Source organism: Lachnoclostridium sp. An138, from assembly GCF_002160765.1.
GTDB classification, from domain to species: Bacteria; Bacillota; Clostridia; order Lachnospirales; family Lachnospiraceae; genus Laedolimicola; species Laedolimicola faecalis.
In genome coordinates, this window is record NZ_NFLF01000023.1 from 1 (window position 1) to 23,741 (window position 23,741).

Here is a 23,741-nt window from a genome sequence, read left to right on the forward strand (position 1 = left end):
GGCGATTGACATTATACCAGAAAAGGGAGGTCAATGCTCTTTTTATTTGCAAATCTCCGAAAAATCAAGGTAAAGCGTAACTTTTACAATAAAAAAAGAAGGTAGTTTTGACACTACCCCGGAGAAAAAGGAGGAATAAGATATGGTAACGATAGATCAGGAACTGTGTATCGGCTGCGGAATATGCGCGAAGGACTGCCCGGGACATGCGATAGTGGTGAAGGAAGGAAAGGCGCAGGTGATTCACTCCTGCATTCAGTGCGGCCACTGCGTGGCAGTCTGTCCGGTGCGGGCGGCGGCGATTCCCGAATACGACATGGAGGATGTGGAGGAATATGATCCGGAGACCTTCCGTCTTTCTCCGGAGACCTTTCTTCATGCGGTAAAATTCCGCAGAAGCATCCGTAATTTTAAAGAAAAGCCTCTGGAGAAAGAGAAGCTGGAACGGATAATAGACGCAGGCCGGTATACGGCCACGGCAAAAAATGCCCAGGCATCTACTTTTGTGGTGGTTCAGGAGAAGCTTGCGGAATTCAAAACAATTTTCTGGGAGGAGCTTCCTTCTGTTCTGAAGACGCTGCAGGAGGTGGCGCCCGCCTATGTGCGGCCCTTCCGGCTTTTCTATGAAAAATGGAAGAGAAATCCGCAGGATGACACCTTTTTCTTTAACGCACCCTGCTTTCTGCTGACAGCCGCGGAAAACCCGCTGGACGGAGGACTGGCGGCGGCCAATATGGAAAATCAGGCCGTGGCCGAAGGAGCAGGAGCCCTTTACAGCGGCTATCTGATGCGGGCGGTTTCCGCAAGCCCCAGGCTCCGGGAATGGCTGGAAATCGGAGACAAGCCGGTGGCCTGCTGTATGCTGCTGGGATATCCGGCTGTGTCGTACAGGAGGACGGCTCCCAGAAAGAAGGCGGATGCGATCTGGAAATAGCCCCTGTCCTCAAAAGCGTCCAGTCTGCGGAAAGTCCGGGAAAAGCGGTTCGGGAAAAGCTCCGGAAAAAGTCTGCGGAAAGTCCGGGAAAAGTCAGAAGAAACCGGGCTTTTCCCGGTTGACAAAAATCATTTCAATGCTATAATGGACTTCAGGTGGAGACGGCAGTAACGGCGCGTTCCATCAGATAAAACAGATATTGTATAAAGCGATGAAGAGACGAGTAGGCTGTGGAATATGCCAGAGAGGGATGCGGGAAGCTGTGAGCATCCTCATAGGAAGCAGAGGATTCATGACCGCGCAGCAGGGAATGCGGAGGCGCGAAGAAGGAATCCATACTGAAGACCAGCTCAGAGCGGCCCTAATCCGGCCCGGTGACCCCGTTATCGTCTGAATGGAGTGGTTTCGTCGCCGGCAGAGGCCGGAGGATGAAGCAAAGAGGGTGGAACCGCGATAGATATCGTCCCTTTCTGTCAGCAGTGGCAGGAAGGGACTTTTTTGCGCGTAAGCCATGAGCCGTGCAAAAGCATGGACAGACACGTTTTCCGCGCTTGCGCGGAAGAACGGGGATGGACATGCTTTTATAGGGCGAAGCCCGTGACCCGGATTTTAGGATAAAATCCGGGTGCGCACGGCTCATGGGCAGAAGTATTACAGGCCGTGCAAAGGCATGTACAGCCGAGTCTTTGTGCCTGCACAGACTGACACATAAAAAGATGAAAATAAAAGAAGGAGAAAAGAAAATGAAGATTACCCTGAAAGACGGCTCCGTAAAGGAGTACGCAGAGAGCAAATCCGTATACGACATTGCCCTTGACTTAAGCGAGGGACTGGCCCGCGTGGCCTGTGCCGGTGAGATCGACGGCGAGGTTGTAGACATCAGAACGGTAGTGGATAAGGACTGCCAGCTGAATATCCTGACGCTGAAGGACGAGAAGGCTCTGCCGGTGCTGCGCCATACGGCAAGCCATGTGATGGCCCAGGCGGTAAAGCGCCTGTATCCGGGCGTGAAGCTGGCTATCGGACCTTCCATTGCGGATGGATTCTATTATGATATGGAGTTTGAGACGCCCCTTACCTCCGACGATTTCGAGAAGATTGAGGCGGAGATGAAAAAAATCATCAAAGAAAATCTGGAGATCGTACGGTTTACAAAGCCCCGCGACGAAGCGATTGCTTTTATGAAGGAAAAAGGCGAGCCCTACAAAGTAGAGCTCATCGAGGATCTGCCCGAAGGAGAGGAGATCAGCTTTTATCAGCAGGGTGAGTTCGTGGACCTTTGCGCCGGCCCGCATCTGAAGAGCACAAAGGAAGTAGGCAAGGCATTCAAAATCATGAGCCTGGCAGGCGCTTACTGGCGCGGCGATGAGCACAACAAGATGCTGACCCGCCTTTACGCGACGGCGTTCCCGAAGAAGGAAGAGCTGGAAGCTTACATTACCATGATGGAAGAAGCCAAGAAGCGTGACCACAGAAAGCTTGGAAGAGAGCTGGGACTCTTTATGATGCACGAAGCCGGACCGGGATTTCCGTTCTTCCTGCCCAAGGGGATGGTTCTGAAGAATACGCTTCTTGATTACTGGAGAGAGATCCACAAGAAAGCAGGCTATGTGGAGGTTTCCACGCCGGTGATCCTGAACCGCAGTCTCTGGGAGACTTCCGGACACTGGGATCACTATAAAAACAACATGTATACGACGGTTATCGATGGAGAGGACTATGCCATTAAGCCGATGAACTGCCCGGGCGGCGTGCTGGTATACGCTTCCGAGCCCCGTTCCTACCGCGACCTGCCGATCCGCATGGGTGAGCTGGGCCTGGTGCACCGCCATGAGAAATCCGGACAGCTGCACGGCCTGATGCGTGTGCGCTGCTTTACCCAGGACGACGCTCATATCTTTATGACTCCGGAGCAGATCAAGGATGAGATCAAGGGCGTAGTGGCTCTGATCAACGATACCTATTCACTGTTTGGTTTCCAGTACCATGTGGAGCTGTCCACCCGTCCCGAGGATTCCATGGGAAGCGACGAGGACTGGGAGATGGCTACCTCCGCTCTGCAGGGAGCGCTGGATGAGCTGGGCCTTCCTTACGTGATCAACGAGGGAGACGGAGCGTTCTACGGCCCGAAGATCGACTTCCATCTGGTGGACTGCATCGGACGTACCTGGCAGTGCGGAACCATTCAGCTTGACTTCCAGCTGCCCCAGCGGTTTGAACTGGAGTATGTGGGAGCGGACGGCGAGAAGCACCGCCCGATCATGATCCATCGTGTGGTATTCGGTTCCATCGAGCGCTTCATCGGAATCCTGATTGAGCATTTTGCGGGAGCCTTCCCCACCTGGCTGGCTCCGGTACAGGTGCGCGTGCTGCCTATTTCCGAGAAGTACATGGATTATGCGAAGAATGTGGAGAAGAAGCTTCAGGATGCCGGTATCCGCACAGAACTGGACGAGCGTTCCGAGAAAATCGGCTATAAGATTCGTGAGGCGCAGACGGCCAAGATTCCTTACATGCTGGTAGTGGGCCAGAAAGAAGAGGAAGAGGGCACTGTGTCCGTAAGAACCCGCGCTGGCGGAGACCAGGGAGCAAAATCTCTGGATGAATTTACAGCGGACATCCTGAAAGAGATAGAAGAAAAGGTAAGACAGTAATAAACATAAGATAGTAAGGATAAGACAGGAAACATAAGATAATAGATATAAGGCAATAAAGATAAGACAGCGAAAATGAAACTGCAGGATGAAGACTGCAGAGAAGAGACTGGGCTGGCGCCGGCGCAGGGGCTATTCTGCCTCTGCATGCCGGCGCCGGAGTGCATATGGGCTGCGGAGGAGACAAATGGGTATTATTGAGCGTTTTATAGAGCATCCGGAGCTGGGGAAAAAAGAGTATGCGGAGCTTCTGCAGGCATCTGAGTCTTCGGAGGGCAGGGAACGGCTGAAAAAGGAGGCGCTCCGCCTTCGAAGGCTGTACTATGGGGACACCGTCTATGTGAGGGGCCTGATTGAGTTTACAAATTACTGTAAAAATGACTGCTTTTACTGTGGAATCCGCCATGGAAACCGGGAGGCGGAGCGTTACCGGCTGACGAAGGAAGAAATTCTGTCCTGCTGTGAAGCCGGATATGGTCTGGGTTTCCGGACCTTTGTACTCCAGGGAGGAGAAGATCCCTGGTTCACAGATGGGCGCATGGAAGAGGCAGTGCGCTCCATCAAGGAGAGGTACCCGGACTGCGCGGTGACGCTGTCCATCGGGGAACGTTCCTTTGAGAGTTACCGGAGGCTCCGGGAGGCCGGTGCGGATCGTTATCTGCTCCGTCATGAGACAGCATCAGAAGAGCATTACCGGAAACTGCATCCGGCAGAGATGAGTCTCAGTCATCGGAAACAGTGTCTCTACAGCCTGAAGGAGCTTGGATATCAGGTGGGAGCGGGGATTATGGTGGGATCGCCTGGACAGACCTATGAGGAGCTGGCGGAGGATCTTATCTTTCTGCGGGAGCTTCAGCCTCAGATGGCTGGTATCGGCCCCTTTGTCCCCCATCACAGCACCCCTTTTAAAGACGAACCGGCGGGAAGCGTGGATCTGACCCTGCGGCTTCTGTCCATCATTCGGATTCTGCTGCCGAAGGTGCTGCTTCCGGCTACGACGGCTCTGGGGACCATGGACCCGCTGGGAAGAGAAAAAGGATTCGCGGCAGGAGCCAATGTGGTGATGCCGAATCTGTCTCCGGCAGAAAACAGAAAGCAGTACGAACTTTACGACAATAAGCTCTGCACCGGAGCTGAGGCTGCGGAAAGTCTTGCAGATCTGAAGAAACGCGTTGAGGCCGCAGGCTGGAAACTGAGCATGGAACGGGGAGACGCGGCAGAGGAGCCTCTGCAGGAGAACTGAGAGAAGCACAAAAAGGTACTGTGAAGAGCGAAAGAGAAGAAATTGAGGAGGATACGAAGATGATTCAGGACATTGCGCCGCACATCTATCACAACGAATATAAGCCGGTACAGCCTGAGGAGGACAGCTTTCTTCTTTATTTTGAAGAAAAAAGAGCGCTTGCGGACTGGGACGGAGAGGAGCTTTCATTTCCCAGATTCCGGGATTATCCGGAAGTGGAGCGGAAGCTTTCCGGGACTTTGATTTATCTTTTTTCCATTGATGATCAGCATTTTTATCTGGCAAAAGAGCTGCGGACTCCGGAAAGAAAGGGATACCGCCTGGACAGCATCCGCAATTTCCGCACGGCCGCGCCCCAGTGGCTTTCTTTTGCGGGAATTACAGCGCATCAGCTCTGGCACTGGTATGACAGCCATGTGTTCTGCGGCCACTGCGGCTGCCCGATGGTACATTCGGAAAAAGAACGGATGCTTCAGTGTCCGGAATGTGGACAGACGGAATATCCGAAGATTTCTCCGGCGGTGATCATCGGGGTGATCCACAACGACAGGATTCTGATGTCCAAATACGCGGGCAGGGGCGATATTACATATTACGCGCTGATTGCAGGCTTTACGGAGATAGGGGAGACCGTGGAAGAGACAGTGAAACGAGAGGTTTTTGAAGAAGTAGGACTTCATGTAAAGAACCTGCGGTATTATAAAAGCCAGCCCTGGTCTTTTTCAGAGACGCTGCTCATGGGCTTCTTTGCCGAGCTGGATGGAGAAGACACCATTACCCTGGACACAGAGGAGCTGGCCACAGCAGGCTGGTTTACCAGAGAGGAAGCGCCGGCCCAGCCTTTGAATATCAGCCTGACCAGCGAAATGATCTGGAAGTTTAAGAATGGCGAGGTCTGAGTTTCGGCGAGAAAACAAAGCGGCTTCTGCCGGCGTCACAGGCGTAAAAACGGGGAATAAACCTGCGGTAAAATTTTTTTGAAAAATTATAAAAAAAGTGCTTGACTTTTGTCGGAACATAATAGTATAATAGCAAAGCGGGTCGGAGATAACGGCCCACACGAATGGGATCTTAGCTCAGCTGGGAGAGCATCTGCCTTACAAGCAGAGGGTCATAGGTTCGAGCCCTATAGGTCCCATTACGGCGAGGTAGCTCAGCTGGCTAGAGCATGCGGTTCATACCCGCAGTGTCGGGGGTTCAAGTCCCTTCCTCGCTACTGATGAATAGCTCAAAGACGTTGTAGAAGCAATGTTTTTGGGCTTTTTTCATAATATGCAGAGTTTTATTTTGACGATGATTTTGCGTCAGGAGGGCAGAAGGAAATGACGCACGAACTGCATGAGATACCACCGGTTTTTGATGAACACTCCCGGATTCTGATTCTGGGGAGCTTTCCTTCCGTAAAGTCCAGGGAGGCGCGTTTTTTCTACGGCCATCCCCAGAACCGTTTCTGGAAGGTGCTGGCGGCTGTGACGGATCAGGAGACGCCCCGGACGATTCCGGAGAAAAAGGAATTTCTTCTGAGAAACGGGATTGCGCTCTGGGATGTGATTGCCAGCTGTGATATTCAGGGTTCCAGTGACAGCAGTATCCGGAATGTAGTTCCCAATGACTTAAGTGAAATTCTCAGGAAAGCGGATATCCGGCAGATCTACGCAAACGGCGGTACAGCCTTCCGGCTGTATCGGAAATATACGTATCCGGCGGTCGGAAAAGAAGCAGTCCGTCTGCCTTCTACCAGCCCGGCCAATGCGGCCTGTTCCCTGGAAAAGCTTACGGAGCAGTGGAGCGTGATCCGGGAATTTCTCATTGGTGAAAGATAGCGCCGGTGTATCAAGGGCGTACCGCCCCTTGTACACTGACGATGGTAAAAGCGTTGAAGCGGCAGTAATAAAGTGATAAAGTGATATAAAAAGTATTCAGACATTTTACGGCAGGCTCCGTAAAGGAAAGAGGTGTATGATGCGGGTAGGAATGGGTTATGATGTGCACAGACTGACAGAAGGCCGGGAACTGATTCTTGGCGGCGTGAAGATTCCCTATGAGAAAGGACTTCTGGGTCATTCGGATGCGGACGTGCTTCTGCACGCGGTGATGGACGCGCTTCTGGGAGCGGCGGCCCTGGGGGATATCGGAAAGCATTTCCCGGATACGGACCCGGCGTATAAGGGCATTTCCAGCCTGAAACTTCTGGAACATGTGGGAGATCTTCTGGAAAAGGAAGGTTATACCGTGGGCAACATTGACGCGACAATCATTGCGCAGAAGCCGAAGATGGCTCCCCACATTCCGGCTATGCGGGCGAATGTGGCCAGAGTTCTTGGAATAGAGGAAAACCAGATTAATATCAAGGCAACCACGGAGGAAGGCCTTGGCTTTACCGGAAACGGCGAGGGAATTTCCTCACAGGCTGTCTGCCTTCTGATTCCCGCAGAGTATGTGTATGACGATGTGATGGAAGCCGGGAAAGGCTGCGGCGGCTGTATGGGCTGCCCGGGAACTTCAGAAAATCTTGGATAAAGACATGCAGAGTCAGGTCTGTAAGTCGGAAAGAGGTGTGCAAAATGGAAATTCGGTATCTGGACAGAGAAGAGCACGAACGTTCCAGAGCTCTTTACGAAGAGGTTTTTGTGGAAGATGAGGAAGCATTTGTAGACGCCTATTATCGGATTAAAGCGGCGGACAATGAAATCCTGGTAGCGGAGGATGAGGGACAGATTATATCCATGCTGCACCGGAATCCCTATACTTTCTGCTTCCGCGGAGAAAGCGTTCCGGCAGATTATCTGGTGGCGGTGGCCACAAAGGTGACTTTCCGGCACAGAGGGCTGATGCGCGCGCTGCTGACGAAGGCCCTGCGGGATATGGAAGAGCAGGAGCGGCCCTTCACCTTTCTGATGCCGGCGGATGAGGCCATCTATACGCCCTTTGATTTCCGGCTGATGGGAAATGACGACGAAGAGGGGCTTGCGGATGCGGACGGGGAGACACTGGCAGAGGACTATGAGATTTTTACGGAAAAGAACGCAGATTATGAAAGGCGCCATATTTTCTGGCCTGAGTGGGAGAGCACGCCCATGATGATACGGCTTTTGTATCTGCCGGCCTTTGTGAAAAATATCGGAGCGGAAGAAAATCAGAGTCTGCTTGTGGAGATAGAGGACCCGATCCTTTCGGAGAATAACGGAGTGTTCCTCTGGGAGTTTTCCGGAGAACGGAGCGCCCTGGTTCCGGTAAAGGCCAGACCGGAGATTCGGATCTCCATTGCGGATCTGGGAAGCTTTCTCTGCGGCATGCTGGGACCGGAAGAGCTTCCGGGCTTAAAAGACGCGGAAGATCCGGAAACTGTGCGGGAAAAGCTGGAGAAGATCCGGGTGATAGACGGCATCTATATTAATGAAACCGTATAAGAAAACGGCTTCAGACAGCACTTGACAAAATCCTTCCCATTGCATATTCTATTAACGTAAGAAGTTTTTGGCATAAGGAAAAAGGCAGAGAACGGAAAAGTAATCTGGTTCAGAAGCATCAGAGAGGAACAGCCGCCGGCTGAAAGCTGTTCCGGTGGATGAACAGATGAAGTGCATCCGGGAGCTGATTCGGTGAGCGGAAGAATCCGGTAGCTGAATACGTGAAAGCGCACGTTACGCGCCAGAGTGGAAAGGCAGACTGCCTTTTAAGAAGAGTGGAACCGCGGATACTTTCGTCTCTTGGAGAGGAAGGTATCCTTTTTATTTTGAAAATAAAGGGGAGTAAGTATGGGAATCATCAAATATATCAAGGAGGAGTTTCAGGTCATTACAGAGCGCGATCCGGCCATCAAGACGCCGGCGGAAGTGCTTCTGTACCCCAGCTTCCGGGCGATATTAAGCTACCGCCTGGCGCATAAGTGGTATCTGAAAGGACATTATTTCTGGGCCAGATGGCTCTCCCAGCGGACGGTGCGCAAGACGGGAATCGAGATTCATCCCGGAGCAACCATCGGCAAGGGACTGTTTATCGATCACGGTTCCGGCGTTATTATCGGAGAGACTACGATCATCGGCGATAATGTGACGCTGTATCAGGGAGTGACCTTGGGCGGAACTGGAAAGGAAAAGGGAAAGCGCCACCCGACCCTGAAGGATAATGTAATGGTCAGCGCGGGCGCCAAGATTCTCGGGTCCTTCACAATCGGGGAAAATTCCAAAATCGGCGCAGGCTCTGTGGTGCTCAAGGAGGTGCCGCCTAACTGTACGGTGGTGGGAGTGCCGGGCCGCATCGTGAAGCGGAATGACGTAAAAGTACCGCGCAGCGATATGAATCAGGTGGATCTGCCCGATCCGGTTATGGAATGCCTGACAAAGCTGCAGCAGGAGAACGACATGCTGCGCGCTCAGGTGCTGGAGCTGGAAAAGACGAAAAAGAATAAGAAAGAAAAAAAGGAAAACAAAGAACACAGAGAAGAGAAAGAAAGCAGAGAAAACAAGGAACACAAAGAAAATAAGGAGAAAAAGGAGAAAGTTCATGAAAATCTTTAACACGCTCACAAAGAGAAAAGAAGAGTTTGTTCCCCTGGAGGAAGGAAAGGTCAAGATGTACGTCTGCGGTCCTACCGTGTACAATTTTATCCATATTGGAAACGCAAGACCCATGATTGTCTTTGACACCGTGCGCCGCTATCTGGAATACAAGGGATACGACGTCAATTACGTATCAAATTTCACGGATGTGGATGATAAGATCATCAAGAAGGCCAACGAGGAAGGAGTGTCCGCCCAGGAGATTTCAGAACGTTATATTGCCGAGTGCAAAAAGGATATGGAAATGATGAATGTGAAGCCGGCGACAACCCATCCGCTGGCGACTCAGGAGATTCCCGGCATGATCGAGATGATTCAGGAACTGATTGACAAGGATTATGCCTATGTGGTGAATGGCACCGTATATTTCCGCACCCGGAAATTCGGCCCCTACGGCAAGCTTTCTCACAAGAACCTGGACGATTTGAGAAGCGGAAACCGTTCCCTCCTGGTGTCCGGTGAGGATGAAAAGGAAGATCCCCTGGATTTCGTGCTCTGGAAGCCGAAAAAGGAGGGAGAGCCTGCCTGGAGTTCTCCCTGGAGCGACGGCCGCCCCGGCTGGCATATCGAGTGCTCTGTCATGTCTAAAAAATATCTTGGAGAGCAGATCGACATTCACGCGGGCGGAGAGGATCTGGTATTCCCGCACCACGAAAATGAGATTGCCCAGAGTGAGGCCTGCAATGGCAAAGAATTTGCAAAATACTGGATGCACAACGCGTTCCTGAACATTGACAATAAAAAAATGTCCAAATCCCTTGGAAACTTCTTTACTGTCCGGGAGATCAGCGAGAAATACGATCTGCAGGTGCTGCGCTTCTTTATGCTGAACGCCCACTATAGAAGCCCGCTGAATTTCAGCGCGGAGCTGATGCAGTCCTCCAAGGCAGGTCTGGACCGTATCGTGACGGCTGCGGATAATCTGAAGCATCTGGCCGCCTCTGCCAAGGATGGAGGCATGACGGAGAGCGAGCTGGCGCATTACGACGCTTCCGAAGAGTTTGTGAAGAAGTTTGAGGAGGCCATGGATGACGATTTTAATACGGCTGACGCCATTTCCGCCATCTTTGAGCTGGTAAAATATCTGAATACCCATACGGGAGCAGATAATTCAAAAGAATATCTTCAGAAATGCCTGGAGCGTCTGAAGACCCTCTGCGATATTCTGGGTCTTGTGATTGAGAAGAAGGAAGAACTGCTGGATGCGGATGTAGAAGCTTTGATCGCAGAGCGCCAGCAGGCCAGAAAGGAAAAAAATTTCGCCCGGGCGGATGAAATCCGCGCCGAGCTTCTGGAAAAGGGTATTGTTCTGGAAGATACCCGTGAGGGCGTAAAATGGAAAAGAGCGTAAAGGATCTGATGGCGGAGATACGGGAGAGCTTCGGTCTGGAGGAAATGGATATCCGGACCTATTCGCCCCTGACTCTGGCTTATGTGGGGGACGCGGTTTACGAGCTGGTGATCCGCTCCCTGCTGGCCGGCCGGGGAAATGCGCAGGTGAACCGGCTTCACAGAAAAGCCAGCGGTCTGGTCAATGCGGGCGCCCAGTCAAAATCTCTGGAACGGATTCGGGAAGCGCTGACAGAGGAAGAGCTCCACGTATTCCGCCGGGGGCGCAATGCCAATTCCGCTACCATGGCAAAGCACGCCACCATGACAGACTACCGGAGAGCTACAGGTTTTGAAGCGTTGATGGGCTGGCTTTATCTGAGCGGGCAGACGGAGCGGATGCTTGAGCTGATCCGCCTGGGACTGGAAGATGACGTGGCCGGAACAGAACACTGAGGGAGGAACCATGCGGTATAAAGAACAGACTATAGAAGGACGAAATGCGGTGCTGGAGGCATTCCGTTCCGGAAAGACCATAGACAAGCTTTATATTCTGGATGGATGCCAGGATGGAAGCATAAGCAATATCAAGCGGGAGGCCCGCAGACAGGATACCATCATCAATTTTGTGACGAAAGAGCGGCTGGATCAGCTTTCGTCCACCGGACATCATCAGGGGGTGATTGCCCAGGCGGCAGCCTATTCCTATGCCACGGTGGAGGAGATGCTGGAGACGGCCAGGGAAAAGGGAGAAGACCCTTTCCTGATTCTTCTGGACAATATTGAAGATCCCCATAATCTGGGCGCTATCATCCGGACGGCCAATCTGGCCGGCGCGCACGGCGTGATTATTCCCAAGCGCAGGGCAGCGGGGCTGACGGCGGTGGTGGCAAGGGCTTCCGCCGGGGCGCTGAACTATACGCCGGTGGCCAAGGTAACAAATCTGACGGCGGCGATAAAGGAGCTGAAGGAAAAAGGCCTCTGGTTCGTATGCGCGGATATGGGCGGAGAGACCATGTATGAGCTGAAACTGACAGGCCCCATCGGCCTGGTGATTGGCAACGAGGGGGAAGGCGTCAGCCGTCTGGTCCGGGAGGCCTGCGACTTTACGGCATCGATTCCCATGAAAGGAAATATCGATTCTCTGAATGCTTCTGTGGCGGCAGGCGTGCTGGCCTATGAGATAGTCAGGCAGAGAATGAAAGAATAAGAGACAGATGTGCAGATTAGAGAAACTGACAGACGAGGAGCTTGTAGAGCGGATTCGTGCGGGAGAGACCTCCTGCATGGACACTCTGATCGAGCGATATAAGCGTCAGGTGAGAAATCAGGCAAGGACCCTCTATCTGATCGGAGGAGACAGCGATGATCTGATACAGGAGGGAATGCTGGGACTGTTCAAGGCAATCCGGGATTACAGGCCGGAGAAGGAGGTCTCCTTTGAGGCTTTCGCGAAGCTGTGTATATCCCGGCAGCTGTACAGCGCGGTGCAGGCGGCGGGACGGCAGAAGCATGTGCCGCTGAATACCTATGTGGAGCTTTCGGACCAGCTGGACGCTCAGGACGACGGTCCCCAGGGTAAAAGTCCGGAAGAGCTTTTAATTGACAGAGAGAATATGGAAAAACTCAAGGAGGAGATTTGGCAGCTCCTGAGTCCCATGGAGAAAAAAATCCTGCGTTCCTATCTGGACGGGGAGAGCTATACGGAAACGGCCTCCAGGCTGAATAAATCGCCCAAGTCAGTGGATAATGCACTTCAGAGAATTCGAAGAAAATTAAAGAAATTTTTATCAAAATAGCATCCACTTTTCTCCATATTCATGTTATACTGAAAAAAGGGAAAGGAGGTAATTTTTTGTCGAATTATTTTGGAAGCGTTACGCCTTATCTTCTGACCGGAATTGTCGTATATCTGATATTCCGGGCTTTCATCTGGCTGATGTATTACCGCGGCCAGATGCGGGTCCCCATTCTTCATGAGGCGGGATTCCTGCTGCTGGCGTTCTGGTTTCTGACGCTTTTTTCATCGTCCGTCACCCCGGCGCTTGAATTTTCCATCAAACCCACATTTCCGGGGACGGATTTGATTCCCATAAAAGGAATGATAGATCTGGCTTTGGACAAAGGCTTCGGAGCAGTCCTGGGGGCGGCGCTCAAATATGTGCCCCTCGGTTTCCTGATTCCGTTTTTGTTCCGGAGGTACCGCCATTTTGCCAAGGTGCTGGCCCTCTGCGGAGGAACGGCTCTGTTCATAGAGGTATTTCAGCTGTTTCTTCCGGCTGTGGACTGCCGTCTTGACGATGTGATTCTGGCTCTTCTGGGTACTTTTATCGGATATTTTCTGTTCTGTCTGCTCTGCCGGTATTTCCGGGAGGCGGAGAGGATGGGAACTGTGAAGCGCTCCAGGAGAAAGAACGTACCTGTTCCGGTGCGGTATGAGATGGAGCTTCTGGTTCTGCTGATGCTGCTTGCCGTGATGGGACGCGGCACGCAGCTGGAGGCGGCCCGGGTCCGGGAAGTAAAGGCGGCCCAGGAAAAGCAGGCAGAGGAAGAAGCTGCGGCAGCCCAGGCTGCGGCGGAAGCGGAAGCCCAGAGACTTGCGGAAGAGGAGGCCAAAAAGCTGAAGACGGCAGAGAGCATGCCGGAACTGTCTGTGGAATCGGAGGCAGTCTGCCTGTTTTCCATCGACGACGATCTGATTCTGTATGAAAAGAACAGCACGGAGCAGGTGACGCCGGCCAGCACAGCCAAGCTGATGACGGCTTTGACGGTGCTCCGGTACTGCAGTCTGGACGAGACCATGACCGCGGGCGAGGAGATTCAACTGATCAGCGAGGGAGCGTCTACAGCCAGCCTGGAGGTGGGAACCTCCGGAAAAGTAGAGACGTTTTTGGGAGCCCTGCTGGTTCCATCGGGAAATGACGCGGCCTACGCGCTGGCAAACTATGCGGGACACAAGATTCTGGGAAATGAAGAAGCCTCTACAGCGGATGCGGTAGAAGCCTTTATGCAGGCGGAAGCGGATCTGGCTGAAGAACTGAATCTGGAAAATTCCAGCTTTGTAACTCCCGACGGCGATCAGGCGGACAACCAGTATACGACAGCCCGGGATATGGTCCGGATTGCCAGAGCCTGTATGGAAAATGAAACCATCATGAGGCTGTGCGGCGCGTCTACTTACCGGGCGCTGTTTGACAACAAGGATGTGACTTACCGGAATACAAATCAGCTGCTTCAGCCCTCCAGCGACAGTTATTACGAAGGAGCCAACGGCCTGAAGACAGGAAGCTACAACGATTTGAAGTGCCTGGTGGCTTCTGCCGAGATTAACGGAAAGAGTTATGTGGCGGCTATTATGCAGGGCAGTGATACCGGACGCTACGCGGACGCGAAGACTCTCTTTGATTATGTGGCCGGCACAGGAGAGGGAGAAGAAGCGTCCATTGACACCTCTTCCTCTGACGAGACAGCGGAGGATGCCTCCGGGGAAGAATAGGCTGCATAACTGAAAAATTTATGGAAGCTGGAAAAGCTGTATAAACTGTAAAAGTTTTAAAAGCTATAGAAAATGCAGAAGCGGGAGACACCTTGGAACCGGTGACTCCCGCCTTTTTTATGAAACGCGTTATTGCCGTTCATCCTTCCCGGACGGCTTGGGCTGGTAGTGATAGATTTCTTCGTAGGAATCCCGTTCTGCCTGGTTTTTTGGAGCGCTGGGAATCAGGCCGGTACAATCCGTGGCTGAACTGGAATTTCCAAGATAGTCATATCCGTCTATGACTTCCTGATTTTCGGAATCCGCCTTTACTCTGGACATTACCGTTGTTTTCCTTCCGTTCGCCTGTTCTTTGTTTCTGCTCATCTGAAAAATCTCCTTTCTCAGTCAGTATGCCCGGAAGGACACAGAAAAAACACAGGAATACCACAAATTCTCCATAGAAACGCCATAATTGCATCACAGACCTTTCTTATAATGACAGTATCAAAAGAAAAAAGATAAACCTAAGGAGGTCTTAGATATGTTGAAAATAAGAAAAGGAGCAAAGATTATCGCAGTGGCGCTTACCTTTGGTGTAGTGGCGAGCATGGCGTTTCAGGGTACAAATTATTTATTTAATCAGTTTGACAGCGGAACGGAGGAGAGCCAGACGGCAGAGCTGAATGTGGCACAGACTTCTGCATCTTCTTCCGATACGGCAGAATCCTCTTCCTCCGGCAGCGCTTCGGATGTATCTGCTATCGCGGAAGCGGCCATGCCTTCTCTGGTGGCTATTACCAACCAGAGTGTGCAGGAGATGCAGAACTGGTTTGGCCAGAGTCAGGTATATGAGAGTGAGAGCAGCGGAAGCGGCATCATCGTTGGCCAGACGGATACAGAGCTTCTGATTGTTACCAATAACCATGTAGTAGATGGGGCCCAGACGATCAGCGTGGGCTTTGTGGATGAGACGGTCGCGGAAGCACAGCTTAAGGGCGCAGATTCCGATCATGACATAGCGGTGGTTTCCGTGAATTTAAGCGATTTATCATCGGACACCCTTTCCAGTATTAAGCAGATTGAAATCGGCAGCTCTTCAGAACTGAAAGTCGGTGAGCAGGTCATTGCCATCGGAAATGCGCTTGGTTACGGACAGTCTGTCACCACAGGAATTGTCAGCGCACTGAACCGGCCGGTTACTATCGACGGTGTTACAAATGAGCTGATTCAGACAGACGCGGCTATCAACCCCGGCAACAGCGGCGGCGCGCTTCTGAATATGTCAGGGCAGCTGGTGGGCATTAATTCCGCCAAGTTCTCAGACACGAATGTAGAGGGCATGGGCTATGCCATTCCTGTAGATGATGTGAAGGGTATCATTGAAGAACTGATGAACCGTACGGTCCGTACAGAGAAGGCTCCGGAAGGACAGCAGGGCTATCTGGGAATCACAGGCCAGGATGTGACCAGCGAGGTGGCAGAGGCTTACGGAATGCCCAGAGGCGTGTATATTACCTCTGTATCGGAAGGATCAGCGGCAGAAGCGGCAGGACTGCAGACGGGCTATATCATCACAAAATTTGACGGTACGAGTGTATCATCACTGTCGGGACTGCAGGATCTGATTTCCTATTACAGTGCTGGAGAAACCGTGGATGTAACCTACAGCGCAGTGTCTGACGGGGAATATGTGGAGCAGACAGTCTCCGTCACACTGGGAGTCAATGAAAATGCCGCGGCAGCTTCTAGCAATTAAGCCGACCGGAAGAAATTGAGAGACCATAGAATAACAGGCAGCAGGAAAAAGAGGGCCCTGGGTCCGGGAGTTCCCGGACCCAGGGCCCTCTTCTGCCAGTGCGAAGCCATATAAAAAGTAAAAACATTACAATTCCAACACGCAAAATCGGACGGCCGGGAATAGTAACGGCGGGTAAAAAATTTGTCAAAAAAATTTTTATTTTATCCTTGACAATTCCCGGTATAAATGCTAATATAATCTAGCGCGTTGCGCAAGATGCTGCTGTGGCTCAGTCGGTAGAGCGTCGCATTGGTAGTGCGGAGGTCACGGGTCCGATTCCCGTCAGCAGCTTTGCGAATGAAATGCCTGAGACATTTACGGAAGAATGTCTCAGGCATTTTTGTATCTGGATAATTTGTAAAATTTGAAGCATATTTAAACGACAGAGAATAGTGTAAGAGGTAATGTATTTTTAAAAAGTAAATAAAACGGTAGTCACTATTCAGGAAAGCGTGTTATAATAAATAAGAATAAGCGCTGGAGGAGGGAGTACCATGATTTCCAATCAGGTAATTCAGATGACAATGGAAGAACTGCATTCCATTACTAAAATCGATCTCTGCGTGCTGGAGACGGACGGAAGCACGGCGGCTTCGACATTTGAGCCGGAGAATATTTCTCAGGAGATGGTTCGTATCTTTGCGCAGTCCCCTGCGGAGGGACAGAGCCTGCAGGGATGTCATTTTTTCAAGGTATATGATGAGGGGACGCTTGCATACATATTGCTGGCGAAGGGCAGCGGCGAAGATGCCTACATGATTGGAAAGGTAGCCGTCAGCGAACTCCAGAATCTGATCGTGGCATATAAAGAACGCTTTGACCGGAACAATTTTGTTCAGAATCTGCTGTTGGACAACCTGCTGCTGGTGGATATCTACAGCCAGGCCAAAAAGCTGCATATGGATACGGAGGCCGTGCGCGTAGTATTTCTGGTGGAGACCAGAGATGAAAAGGATGCTCTGGCGCTGGAGGCTGTGCGGAGCGTATTTGCGCCCCGGTCCCAGGATGTGATCACAGCAGTGGATCAGAAGAATATCGTGGTAGTGAAGACGGTAGGGGAGCGGGACACTTACGAGACCCTGGAAGAGATCGCGGGTATGCTGGCGAAAATGCTGAATACAGATGAGGCAGACCGGGTACGGGTAGCATACGGAACCATGGTGAGCCAGATTAAGGATGTGTCCAAGTCCTACAAGGAAGCAAAAATGGCCATGGAGGTGGGAAGGATCTTCTACCCGGAAAAGACGGTGACCGCCTATCATACGCTGGGAATCGGCCGGCTGATCTATCAGCTTCCCCAGCCCCTCTGTGAGATGTTCATGAGGGAGATTTTCGGAGAGAATCTGCCGGATACTTTTGATGAAGAGACTCTTACCACCATTGAGAAATTTTTTGACAATAATCTGAACGTATCCGAGACGGCCCGGCAGCTTTTTGTCCACCGGAACACGCTGGTGTATCGTCTGGAAAAGCTGCAGAAGACCACAGGGCTGGATATCCGTGTATTTGAAGACGCGATGACCTTCAAAATCGCTCTCATGGTAGCCAGCTACATGAAATATCTGGACAGGCTTTCCAATTGAGAAACAAAAAAGGCTGAGGCTTTTGGGATGCTTGAGTCCGGAAAGTCCGGCAAGTTCTGAGAAATCTGAAGAAAATGAAAAGAGACCGGTCATTACTCGGCCTCTTTTTCTTTGTGGTTCTTTTTGGAGGGCTTGTCCCGTTCCGGGAACTGATCGATCAGTTTTTCGATTACCTGCTTTTTCATGTATACGTCAAAGCTCAGCATACAGATAAAGGCGAAAAGCTGAAGGAACTCCCTGTCTTCCCCGGAAGCGTCGGAAAAGGTGTTTTCCGAAAGCCGGTACTTCTGAATCAGATCCTCCTTCAGGATTTCGATCTGGCTTTTTTCCAGACTGAATACCTCTGTGTAAATGCGGTCCAGCTGGAGATCGTTCTCTGTGTGGAAAAACCGTTCCGTCAAGGGAGCCAGGAGACTCTGAATATCATTTATGGACAGAATGCTTTTAAAATAATAAATGAAAATCAGAAGCAGCATATGCTCCCTGGAATATTTCTTCTTTTCCGGAGGCGGAAGCAGATGATTCTTTGCGTAGTTATTGATCATGGTCTTCGTAAGAATCTTATCGTCTTCGTACCGTCTGGAGGAACTCAGCTGGCTGTCCATAAAGGTTGTCACCTGATCCATATACAGATCAATGCCGGGAATGTCTTCCGGGCGGATATAGTCGATCCGATCCAGACTCTTTAAAATACTCTCCAGAAGATTTTGACTGTCAATGGTCATAATCATTCACCTCTTAGTAATTCATTATATAGTATTCAAAACTATATGACAAGTGGCAAATATTTAAATTTCTTTAAAGATTCCAGCCGGGAAGCAAGCCGCTCGCAGATTCTGCGGTAGGGAGACGGGGATTTATCCGCAGCCGGAAAGAGGCGTATTTCCTCTTGTGCGGAGGTGTGGAAATGTAATATAATAAGACGAAGAAAACACGTGCCGGCGGCAGTGTCAGCCGTCCATACAAGGAGGAAAAGAATGGCAAATATTTTAAAGAGGTTTGGAGATATCATGTCGGCAAACATCAATGCGCTTCTGGATCGTGCGGAAGACCCGGAGAAGATGATCGATGAGTATCTGCGGGATATTGAGAGCGATCTGGGAAAGGTAAAGGCTGAGACCGCTGCGGTTATGGCGGCCGAGACCAAAGCCAAGAGAGAGCTTGACGAGTGTACGGATGGCATTGCGAAAATGCAGCGGTATGCGGAAAAGGCTTTGATGGCTGGAAACGACAATGACGCGCGGCAGTTTCTGGAAAAGAAGGCGCAGCTTGTAAAGCAGCAGGAGAGCCTGAAGCAGTCCTATGATCTGGCGGCGGCCAACGCGGCGAAGATGCGGGAGATGCACGATAAGCTGGCAAAAGACCTGGAGAATCTGCAGGCGAAGCGCGACGCGGTTAAGGCCAAGGTGGCGGTGGCGAAGACCCAGGAGAAGATGAATAAGATGGGCTCCAGTATTTCCGGAGCAGGAGAGGCTATGGCTGCCTTTGATCGTATGGAGGAAAAGGCCAACCGGATGCTGGACGAGGCGAACGCCATGTCTCAGCTGAACGCCCGGGGAGACAGCATTGAGGATCTGGCAAAGAAATATGATATGGATGAGAGTTCTTCATCTGTGGACGATGAGCTGGCGGCCCTGAAGGCCAAAATGGGATTATAGATAACCGGGAAGAGACAAGATGGACAATCAAATATACTATTGTGAAAACTGCGGCGGTGTCATGGAGTTTGATGTGGAGACCCAGAGTCTGAAATGTCCTAACTGTGACACGGTGGTTCCGATTCTGAACGAGCAGGAGCGCATCGTGGAGCACAGTCTGACCAGGCATGCCATGCAGACCATACGGGCGGAGGAAAAGACGACCCAGACCATGGAATGCAAGGGCTGCGGCGCGAAGATCGAGGTGGACCCCACGAGCACGTCTGTGGAGTGTCCTTACTGCGGTTCCAGCTATGTGCTGGCGGAGAAGCAGGAGGACGCCATTATTCCGGACGGTGTGCTGCCGTTTCAGATTGACAAAGACCGGGTGGGAGAACTGTTCCGGCAATGGATGAAGGGACGGTGGCTGGCCCCCGGAGAACTGAAGCATCTGTACCAGAGGGAGCGTCTCCAGGGGATTTATCTGCCCTATTGGACCTTTGACGCAAAGGCGGACGCCAGATATACGGCTATGGGCGGACGCCGCAGAACAGTGACGCGAAAAGGGCCGGACGGGAAGACCACTCACCATGTGGTGACAGACTGGTATCCTACCTCCGGGGCGTTGCGCCATGCCTTTGACGATGTGCTGGTGCCGGCGTCTCATAAGCTGGACGGCGATCTTCTGAGAAGAGCGGGAGTCTTCGGAACCCGGCAGATGGCTTCCTATTCGCCGGAGTATTTTTCCGGCTATGGAGCGGAATGTTATACAGTGGATTTGGACGACGCCCACAGGGAAGCAGTTCAGACTATGGAGCAGCAGCTGACGGAAATGGCCAGAAGCGATGTGCTGCGACGCTTTGACGACGCGCGGGATATACGGATTCGGACGGAATACCGGGATGAGACTTACAAACATGTGATGATGCCTGTCTATACGACGGCCTATACATATAAGGGAAAACAGTACCATGTGCTCATCAATGGCCAGAGCGGCCGGGTGGAGGGTGATTATCCCAAGAGTCCGGCCAGAATTGCGGCGATCGCGGCGGCGGTCCTGGTGATCGTGGCGCTGGTCTACTGGTTCAGTGAAGGTGGAAGCGGAAGAAGACACGCGGATCTGGGCGGAGTATGGACTGCGGCCTGGACTGCGGAGTCAGAGACAGAACTGGAAAATGAGGAGGAGATTCCATGGGTTTATTTGGAGGACAGTTTGCCAACGTAGTCGAATGGCAGGAATTCCGGGACGACATGCTGTTCTGGAAATGGAGCAACAAAGAAATCAAAAAAGGCAGCCGGCTGATTATACGGCCGGGACAGGATGCCATTTTTCTCTATAACGGCAAGGTAGAGGGAATTTTCCGGGATGAGGGAAGTTATGATATCGAGTCCGATATCATTCCATTTCTGTCTACGCTGAAAGGCTTTAAATTTGGATTTAACAGCGGTCTGCGGGCTGAGGTTCTGTTTATCAATACGAAGGAAGTGCTGGTGAAATGGGGAACCAAAAGCCCGGTTCTGATCCCGGCGCCGGGGCTTCCGGGCGGAATGCCCATCCGTTCTTTCGGGACCTTTACCTGCAAGGCAGCGGATTACGACGCGCTGATTGAGAAGGTAGCCGGCATCCGCCAGCAGTTTACGGTAGAAGAGGTGAAAGAACGCATCACTTCCATGCTGGATCAGCTTCTGATGAAATGGATCGTCCAGGAAGGAAAGGATATGTTCAATCTTCAGGTCAATGCCAGGGAGATCGGACGGGGAATTCAGGAAGATCTGGATATGGAGATGCAGAAAATAGGCATCGGCATCACAAGCTTTGCCGTCTCCAGTTTCAACTATCCGCCGGAGGTACAGAAGATGGCGGAGAAGGCGGCTGCCCAGAGCATGATTGGGGACGTGGGACGTTTCCAGCAGGTGGCTATGGGCGAAGCCATGGCAAACGGACAGGGCGGCGGGACGGCCGCGGATATGGCGGGCCTTGCCATGGGAATGGCTATGGGTCAGCAGATGGCAGCGCAGATGGGCCAGAATCAGAACGTGGCCGGCGGACTGCAGGCCGCTCCCGCAGCGGCAGGCGGAACCGGGAGCGGGACTTCCGGCAGCGCGGCGCCCAACTTCTGCCCGGACTGCGGCACAAAGACGAACGGCGCCAATTTCTGCCCCAACTGCGGACGGAAGCTGGTATAAGCTGCGTTCGAGGAAAAGCACTGAAAAAGTGCAGATGATTATTATAGATTAGAAAGAGACAACGGATTATGGACAGTAATACTCTAAACCAGGTTACTTTAAATCCGGAGCAGCAGGAAGCGGTGCTTCATACAGAAGGGCCGCTTCTGATTTTGGCAGGAGCCGGCTCCGGAAAGACCCGCGTGCTTACGCACCGGGCCGCATATCTTATCGAGCAGGGGGTAAATCCCTGGAATATTCTTGCCATCACCTTTACCAATAAGGCGGCCGGAGAAATGCGGGAGCGCATCGACCAGATCGTGGGGATGGGCAGTGAGAGCGTGTGGGTCAGCACCTTTCATTCTACCTGCGTGCGCATCCTGCGCCGTTACATAGACAGACTGGGTTTTGATACGTCTTTCTCCATCTATGACACAGACGATCAGAAATCGGTGATGAAGGATGTCTGCAAGAAGCTGAATATAGATACGAAAATCATCAAAGAGCGGACACTGCTTGGGGCCATCTCCAGGGCCAAGGATGAGCTGATAAGCCCGGCGGAGATGGAATTGAACGCGGGAGTGGATTTTCAGCAGCAGAGGACTGCGGCGGTATATAAGGAATACCAGGCGCAGCTCCGGAAAAATAACGCTCTGGATTTTGACGATCTGATCATGAAGACAGTGGAGCTGTTTCAGAACTGCCCCGAGGTGCTGGACAGTTACCAGGAGCGTTTCCGCTATATTATGGTGGACGAGTATCAGGACACGAATACGGCCCAGTTCCGGCTGGTGAGTCTGCTGGCGTCCAAATACCGGAATCTCTGCGTAGTGGGCGACGACGATCAGTCCATTTACCGGTTCCGGGGAGCCAATATCGGAAACATCCTGAATTTTGAGAAGATTTTCCCGGACGCAAAGGTAATCAAGCTGGAGCAGAACTACCGTTCCACAGGAAATATCCTGAACGCGGCCAATGACGTAATCCGGAATAACGCAGGCCGCATGGACAAGCGGCTCTGGACGGAAAACGGAGAGGGGGCTCCGGTGCATTTCCGGCAGTTCCAGAACGGTTTTGAAGAAGCGGAATATGTCATCGGAAATATCCGCAGCCATGTACAGAAGGGAGAGGGAGATTACCGGGATCACGCGGTCCTCTACCGGACCAACGCCCAGTCCCGCCTTTTTGAGGAGAAGCTGATTTATGCCGGCATACCGTACAAGCTGATCGGCGGCGTGAACTTCTATGCCCGCAGGGAGATCAAGGATCTGCTGGCGTACCTGAAAACCATTGACAATGGCCGGGATGAGCTGGCGGTGCGCCGCATCATCAACGTCCCGAAACGGGGCATCGGAGCCACCACGCTCATCCGGGTGGGAGATTACGCGGCGGCTTATGGAATCAGTTTTTACGATGCCCTTCTGAAGGCGGATGAGATCCCCGGAATCGGCCGGGGAAGCTCCAAGGTGCTGCCTTTTACTGTGCTGATTCAGACTCTGCGGGCAAAGCAGGAGCAGATCAGCGTCCATGAGCTCCTGGAGGCCGTGATTGAAGAAACAGGCTATGTAAAGGAGCTGGAGCTTGAGAACACAGAGGAGTCCAGGGCCAGAATTGAAAATATCAACGAGCTTATCAGCAAGGTCCAGGATTATGACGATACGGCGGAAGAGCCGTCCTTAAGCGGCTTTCTGGAGGAAGTCGCGCTGGTGGCGGATATCGACAATCTGGAAGAAGAGAGCAACCATGTGGTGCTCATGACCCTTCACAGCGCCAAGGGACTGGAATTCCCCTACGTCTATATGGCAGGCATGGAAGAAGGACTTTTCCCCAGCTACATGTCCATCATGGCTGAAAATCCCAGAGAAGAGATCGAGGAAGAACGCCGTCTCTGCTACGTGGGAATCACCCGCGCGAAAAAGGAGCTGACGCTGACGGCGGCCAGACAGCGGATGGTCCGGGGAGAAATACAGTATAATCAGGTTTCCCGTTTCCTTCGGGAGATTCCGGAAGAGTATCTGGATGTGAAAAACGAGACTCCGGGGCAGCGCGCAAAGGAAGAATGGGAGAGCCGCCGGGAGAAACGCAGGGAAGCCGTGCTGGAGGCCCGCAGAAGCCTGCGCTCCAAACCTTTCGAGACCTCACCGGTCACCGTGTCAAAAGCCGATCATCTGGATTACGGCGTGGGAGACCGGGTGCGTCATCTCAGGTTCGGAGAAGGAACCGTGCTGGAGATTACAGAGGGCAGGAAAGATTACGAAGTGCGGGTCGAATTCGACACAGCCGGCGTAAAAAAACTCTTTGCTTCTTTCGCGAAACTGAAAAAGATTTAGGAAATGATAGTAATTTTGTCCTCTTTG

Annotated in this window: 21 protein-coding genes, 3 tRNA genes and 1 other annotated feature; of the genes, 22 read left to right on the forward strand and 2 right to left on the reverse strand. The window is 52.0% G+C overall.

Going from position 1 to position 23,741, the window contains the following annotated elements:
- Positions 1-142 precede the first annotated feature (142 nt).
- The 15 genes from B5E82_RS14990 (at position 143) to B5E82_RS15060 (ending at position 14,218) form a co-directional block, all read left to right on the forward strand.
- On the forward strand, positions 143-934 hold the full coding sequence (locus tag B5E82_RS14990) for a nitroreductase family protein (RefSeq protein ID WP_087308359.1): 792 nt from the start codon (positions 143-145) through the stop codon (positions 932-934).
- 743 nt (positions 935-1,677) lie between these two features.
- Positions 1,678-3,588, forward strand: a complete 1,911-nt coding sequence (gene thrS, locus B5E82_RS14995; protein WP_087308399.1) for a threonine--tRNA ligase — start codon at positions 1,678-1,680, stop codon at positions 3,586-3,588.
- 187 nt (positions 3,589-3,775) lie between these two features.
- Entirely contained in the window at positions 3,776-4,831 is a 1,056-nt protein-coding gene (gene hydE / locus B5E82_RS15000; protein ID WP_087308360.1) for a [FeFe] hydrogenase H-cluster radical SAM maturase HydE, read from the forward strand.
- Between the two features lie 59 nt (positions 4,832-4,890).
- Positions 4,891-5,730, forward strand: coding sequence for an NAD(+) diphosphatase (nudC, locus tag B5E82_RS15005; RefSeq protein ID WP_087308400.1), 840 nt, complete (start codon positions 4,891-4,893; stop codon positions 5,728-5,730).
- A 166-nt stretch (positions 5,731-5,896) separates the two neighbouring features.
- Positions 5,897-5,969 (forward strand) — tRNA-Val (locus tag B5E82_RS15010).
- Positions 5,970-5,973: 4 nt separating this feature from the next.
- Positions 5,974-6,047 (forward strand) — tRNA-Met (locus B5E82_RS15015).
- A gap of 106 nt (positions 6,048-6,153) precedes the next feature.
- On the forward strand, positions 6,154-6,654 hold the full coding sequence (locus B5E82_RS15020) for a DNA-deoxyinosine glycosylase (RefSeq protein WP_087308361.1): 501 nt from the start codon (positions 6,154-6,156) through the stop codon (positions 6,652-6,654).
- A 139-nt stretch (positions 6,655-6,793) separates the two neighbouring features.
- Positions 6,794-7,351: a 2-C-methyl-D-erythritol 2,4-cyclodiphosphate synthase gene (gene ispF, locus B5E82_RS15025; RefSeq protein WP_087308401.1), complete on the forward strand. Its 558-nt coding sequence runs from the start codon at positions 6,794-6,796 to the stop codon at positions 7,349-7,351.
- Between the two features lie 44 nt (positions 7,352-7,395).
- Positions 7,396-8,241: a GNAT family N-acetyltransferase gene (locus tag B5E82_RS15030; RefSeq protein WP_087308362.1), complete on the forward strand. Its 846-nt coding sequence runs from the start codon at positions 7,396-7,398 to the stop codon at positions 8,239-8,241.
- Positions 8,242-8,319: 78 nt separating this feature from the next.
- Positions 8,320-8,545 (forward strand) — a binding site (T-box leader).
- A gap of 44 nt (positions 8,546-8,589) precedes the next feature.
- On the forward strand, positions 8,590-9,351 hold the full coding sequence (gene epsC, locus B5E82_RS15035; protein WP_087308363.1) for a serine O-acetyltransferase EpsC: 762 nt from the start codon (positions 8,590-8,592) through the stop codon (positions 9,349-9,351).
- Positions 9,338-10,744 (forward strand): cysteine--tRNA ligase, encoded by a 1,407-nt coding sequence (gene cysS / locus B5E82_RS15040; RefSeq protein WP_087308364.1) that lies wholly within the window; start codon positions 9,338-9,340, stop codon positions 10,742-10,744. The genes epsC and cysS overlap by 14 nt, the downstream gene beginning before the upstream one ends.
- Positions 10,729-11,178, forward strand: coding sequence for a Mini-ribonuclease 3 (locus tag B5E82_RS15045; RefSeq protein ID WP_087308365.1), 450 nt, complete (start codon positions 10,729-10,731; stop codon positions 11,176-11,178). Before cysS ends, B5E82_RS15045 begins: the two co-directional genes overlap by 16 nt.
- Before the next feature lie 10 nt (positions 11,179-11,188).
- On the forward strand, positions 11,189-11,932 hold the full coding sequence (gene rlmB, locus B5E82_RS15050) for a 23S rRNA (guanosine(2251)-2'-O)-methyltransferase RlmB (RefSeq protein ID WP_087308366.1): 744 nt from the start codon (positions 11,189-11,191) through the stop codon (positions 11,930-11,932).
- A 7-nt stretch (positions 11,933-11,939) separates the two neighbouring features.
- A complete protein-coding gene (gene sigH, locus B5E82_RS15055; RefSeq protein WP_087308367.1) occupies positions 11,940-12,521 on the forward strand; it encodes an RNA polymerase sporulation sigma factor SigH in 582 nt (193 codons plus the stop codon).
- A 56-nt stretch (positions 12,522-12,577) separates the two neighbouring features.
- Complete coding sequence (locus B5E82_RS15060; protein ID WP_087308368.1) at positions 12,578-14,218, forward strand: VanZ family protein; 1,641 nt, start codon at positions 12,578-12,580, stop codon at positions 14,216-14,218.
- A 129-nt stretch (positions 14,219-14,347) separates the two neighbouring features.
- On the opposite strand, the gene B5E82_RS15065 is transcribed toward B5E82_RS15060, so the two are convergent.
- Positions 14,348-14,584 (reverse strand): hypothetical protein, encoded by a 237-nt coding sequence (locus B5E82_RS15065; RefSeq protein WP_330398387.1) that lies wholly within the window; start codon positions 14,582-14,584, stop codon positions 14,348-14,350.
- Positions 14,585-14,741: 157 nt separating this feature from the next.
- Between B5E82_RS15065 and B5E82_RS15070 the strand changes: the two genes are divergently transcribed.
- The 3 genes from B5E82_RS15070 to B5E82_RS15080 all read left to right on the forward strand — a co-directional run bounded on the left by B5E82_RS15070 (position 14,742) and on the right by B5E82_RS15080 (position 17,581).
- Positions 14,742-15,956 carry a S1C family serine protease gene (locus B5E82_RS15070; protein ID WP_087308369.1) on the forward strand — a complete coding sequence of 405 codons (1,215 nt, stop codon included), beginning with the start codon at positions 14,742-14,744 and terminating at the stop codon, positions 15,954-15,956.
- A 260-nt stretch (positions 15,957-16,216) separates the two neighbouring features.
- Positions 16,217-16,289, forward strand: a tRNA-Thr gene (locus B5E82_RS15075).
- Between the two features lie 203 nt (positions 16,290-16,492).
- A complete protein-coding gene (locus tag B5E82_RS15080) occupies positions 16,493-17,581 on the forward strand; it encodes a PucR family transcriptional regulator (protein ID WP_087308370.1) in 1,089 nt (362 codons plus the stop codon).
- Between the two features lie 92 nt (positions 17,582-17,673).
- On the opposite strand, the gene B5E82_RS15085 is transcribed toward B5E82_RS15080, so the two are convergent.
- Positions 17,674-18,306, reverse strand: a complete 633-nt coding sequence (locus B5E82_RS15085; RefSeq protein WP_087308371.1) for a DUF1836 domain-containing protein — start codon at positions 18,304-18,306, stop codon at positions 17,674-17,676.
- Positions 18,307-18,558: 252 nt separating this feature from the next.
- Between B5E82_RS15085 and B5E82_RS15090 the strand changes: the two genes are divergently transcribed.
- The 4 genes from B5E82_RS15090 (at position 18,559) to pcrA (ending at position 23,714) form a co-directional block, all read left to right on the forward strand.
- Positions 18,559-19,239: a PspA/IM30 family protein gene (locus B5E82_RS15090; protein WP_087308372.1), complete on the forward strand. Its 681-nt coding sequence runs from the start codon at positions 18,559-18,561 to the stop codon at positions 19,237-19,239.
- A gap of 19 nt (positions 19,240-19,258) precedes the next feature.
- On the forward strand, positions 19,259-20,443 hold the full coding sequence (locus tag B5E82_RS15095) for a hypothetical protein (RefSeq protein WP_191416421.1): 1,185 nt from the start codon (positions 19,259-19,261) through the stop codon (positions 20,441-20,443).
- Complete coding sequence (locus B5E82_RS15100; protein WP_087308373.1) at positions 20,410-21,405, forward strand: SPFH domain-containing protein; 996 nt, start codon at positions 20,410-20,412, stop codon at positions 21,403-21,405. Before B5E82_RS15095 ends, B5E82_RS15100 begins: the two co-directional genes overlap by 34 nt.
- Before the next feature lie 68 nt (positions 21,406-21,473).
- Positions 21,474-23,714, forward strand: coding sequence for a DNA helicase PcrA (gene pcrA / locus B5E82_RS15105; protein WP_087308374.1), 2,241 nt, complete (start codon positions 21,474-21,476; stop codon positions 23,712-23,714).
- Positions 23,715-23,741: the final 27 nt, after the last annotated feature.

What these genes read in the sequence shown, in the direction of transcription:
- hydE (WP_087308360.1), top strand. Translation starts at nt 3,776, where the DNA reads ATGGGTATTATTGAGCGTTTTATAGAGCATCCGGAGCTGGGGAAAAAA.
- B5E82_RS14990 (WP_087308359.1), top strand. Translation starts at nt 143, where the DNA reads ATGGTAACGATAGATCAGGAACTGTGTATCGGCTGCGGAATATGCGCG.
- B5E82_RS15045 (WP_087308365.1), top strand. Translation starts at nt 10,729, where the DNA reads ATGGAAAAGAGCGTAAAGGATCTGATGGCGGAGATACGGGAGAGCTTC.
- rlmB (WP_087308366.1), top strand. Translation starts at nt 11,189, where the DNA reads ATGCGGTATAAAGAACAGACTATAGAAGGACGAAATGCGGTGCTGGAG.
- nudC (WP_087308400.1), top strand. Translation starts at nt 4,891, where the DNA reads ATGATTCAGGACATTGCGCCGCACATCTATCACAACGAATATAAGCCG.
- B5E82_RS15030 (WP_087308362.1), top strand. Translation starts at nt 7,396, where the DNA reads ATGGAAATTCGGTATCTGGACAGAGAAGAGCACGAACGTTCCAGAGCT.
- B5E82_RS15065 (WP_330398387.1), bottom strand. Translation starts at nt 14,584, where the DNA reads ATGAGCAGAAACAAAGAACAGGCGAACGGAAGGAAAACAACGGTAATG.
- B5E82_RS15100 (WP_087308373.1), top strand. Translation starts at nt 20,410, where the DNA reads ATGGGTTTATTTGGAGGACAGTTTGCCAACGTAGTCGAATGGCAGGAA.
- pcrA (WP_087308374.1), top strand. Translation starts at nt 21,474, where the DNA reads ATGGACAGTAATACTCTAAACCAGGTTACTTTAAATCCGGAGCAGCAG.
- B5E82_RS15095 (WP_191416421.1), top strand. Translation starts at nt 19,259, where the DNA reads ATGGACAATCAAATATACTATTGTGAAAACTGCGGCGGTGTCATGGAG.
- sigH (WP_087308367.1), top strand. Translation starts at nt 11,940, where the DNA reads ATGTGCAGATTAGAGAAACTGACAGACGAGGAGCTTGTAGAGCGGATT.
- ispF (WP_087308401.1), top strand. Translation starts at nt 6,794, where the DNA reads ATGCGGGTAGGAATGGGTTATGATGTGCACAGACTGACAGAAGGCCGG.
- thrS (WP_087308399.1), top strand. Translation starts at nt 1,678, where the DNA reads ATGAAGATTACCCTGAAAGACGGCTCCGTAAAGGAGTACGCAGAGAGC.
- B5E82_RS15020 (WP_087308361.1), top strand. Translation starts at nt 6,154, where the DNA reads ATGACGCACGAACTGCATGAGATACCACCGGTTTTTGATGAACACTCC.
- epsC (WP_087308363.1), top strand. Translation starts at nt 8,590, where the DNA reads ATGGGAATCATCAAATATATCAAGGAGGAGTTTCAGGTCATTACAGAG.
- B5E82_RS15070 (WP_087308369.1), top strand. Translation starts at nt 14,742, where the DNA reads ATGTTGAAAATAAGAAAAGGAGCAAAGATTATCGCAGTGGCGCTTACC.
- B5E82_RS15090 (WP_087308372.1), top strand. Translation starts at nt 18,559, where the DNA reads ATGGCAAATATTTTAAAGAGGTTTGGAGATATCATGTCGGCAAACATC.
- cysS (WP_087308364.1), top strand. Translation starts at nt 9,338, where the DNA reads ATGAAAATCTTTAACACGCTCACAAAGAGAAAAGAAGAGTTTGTTCCC.
- B5E82_RS15085 (WP_087308371.1), bottom strand. Translation starts at nt 18,306, where the DNA reads ATGACCATTGACAGTCAAAATCTTCTGGAGAGTATTTTAAAGAGTCTG.
- B5E82_RS15080 (WP_087308370.1), top strand. Translation starts at nt 16,493, where the DNA reads ATGATTTCCAATCAGGTAATTCAGATGACAATGGAAGAACTGCATTCC.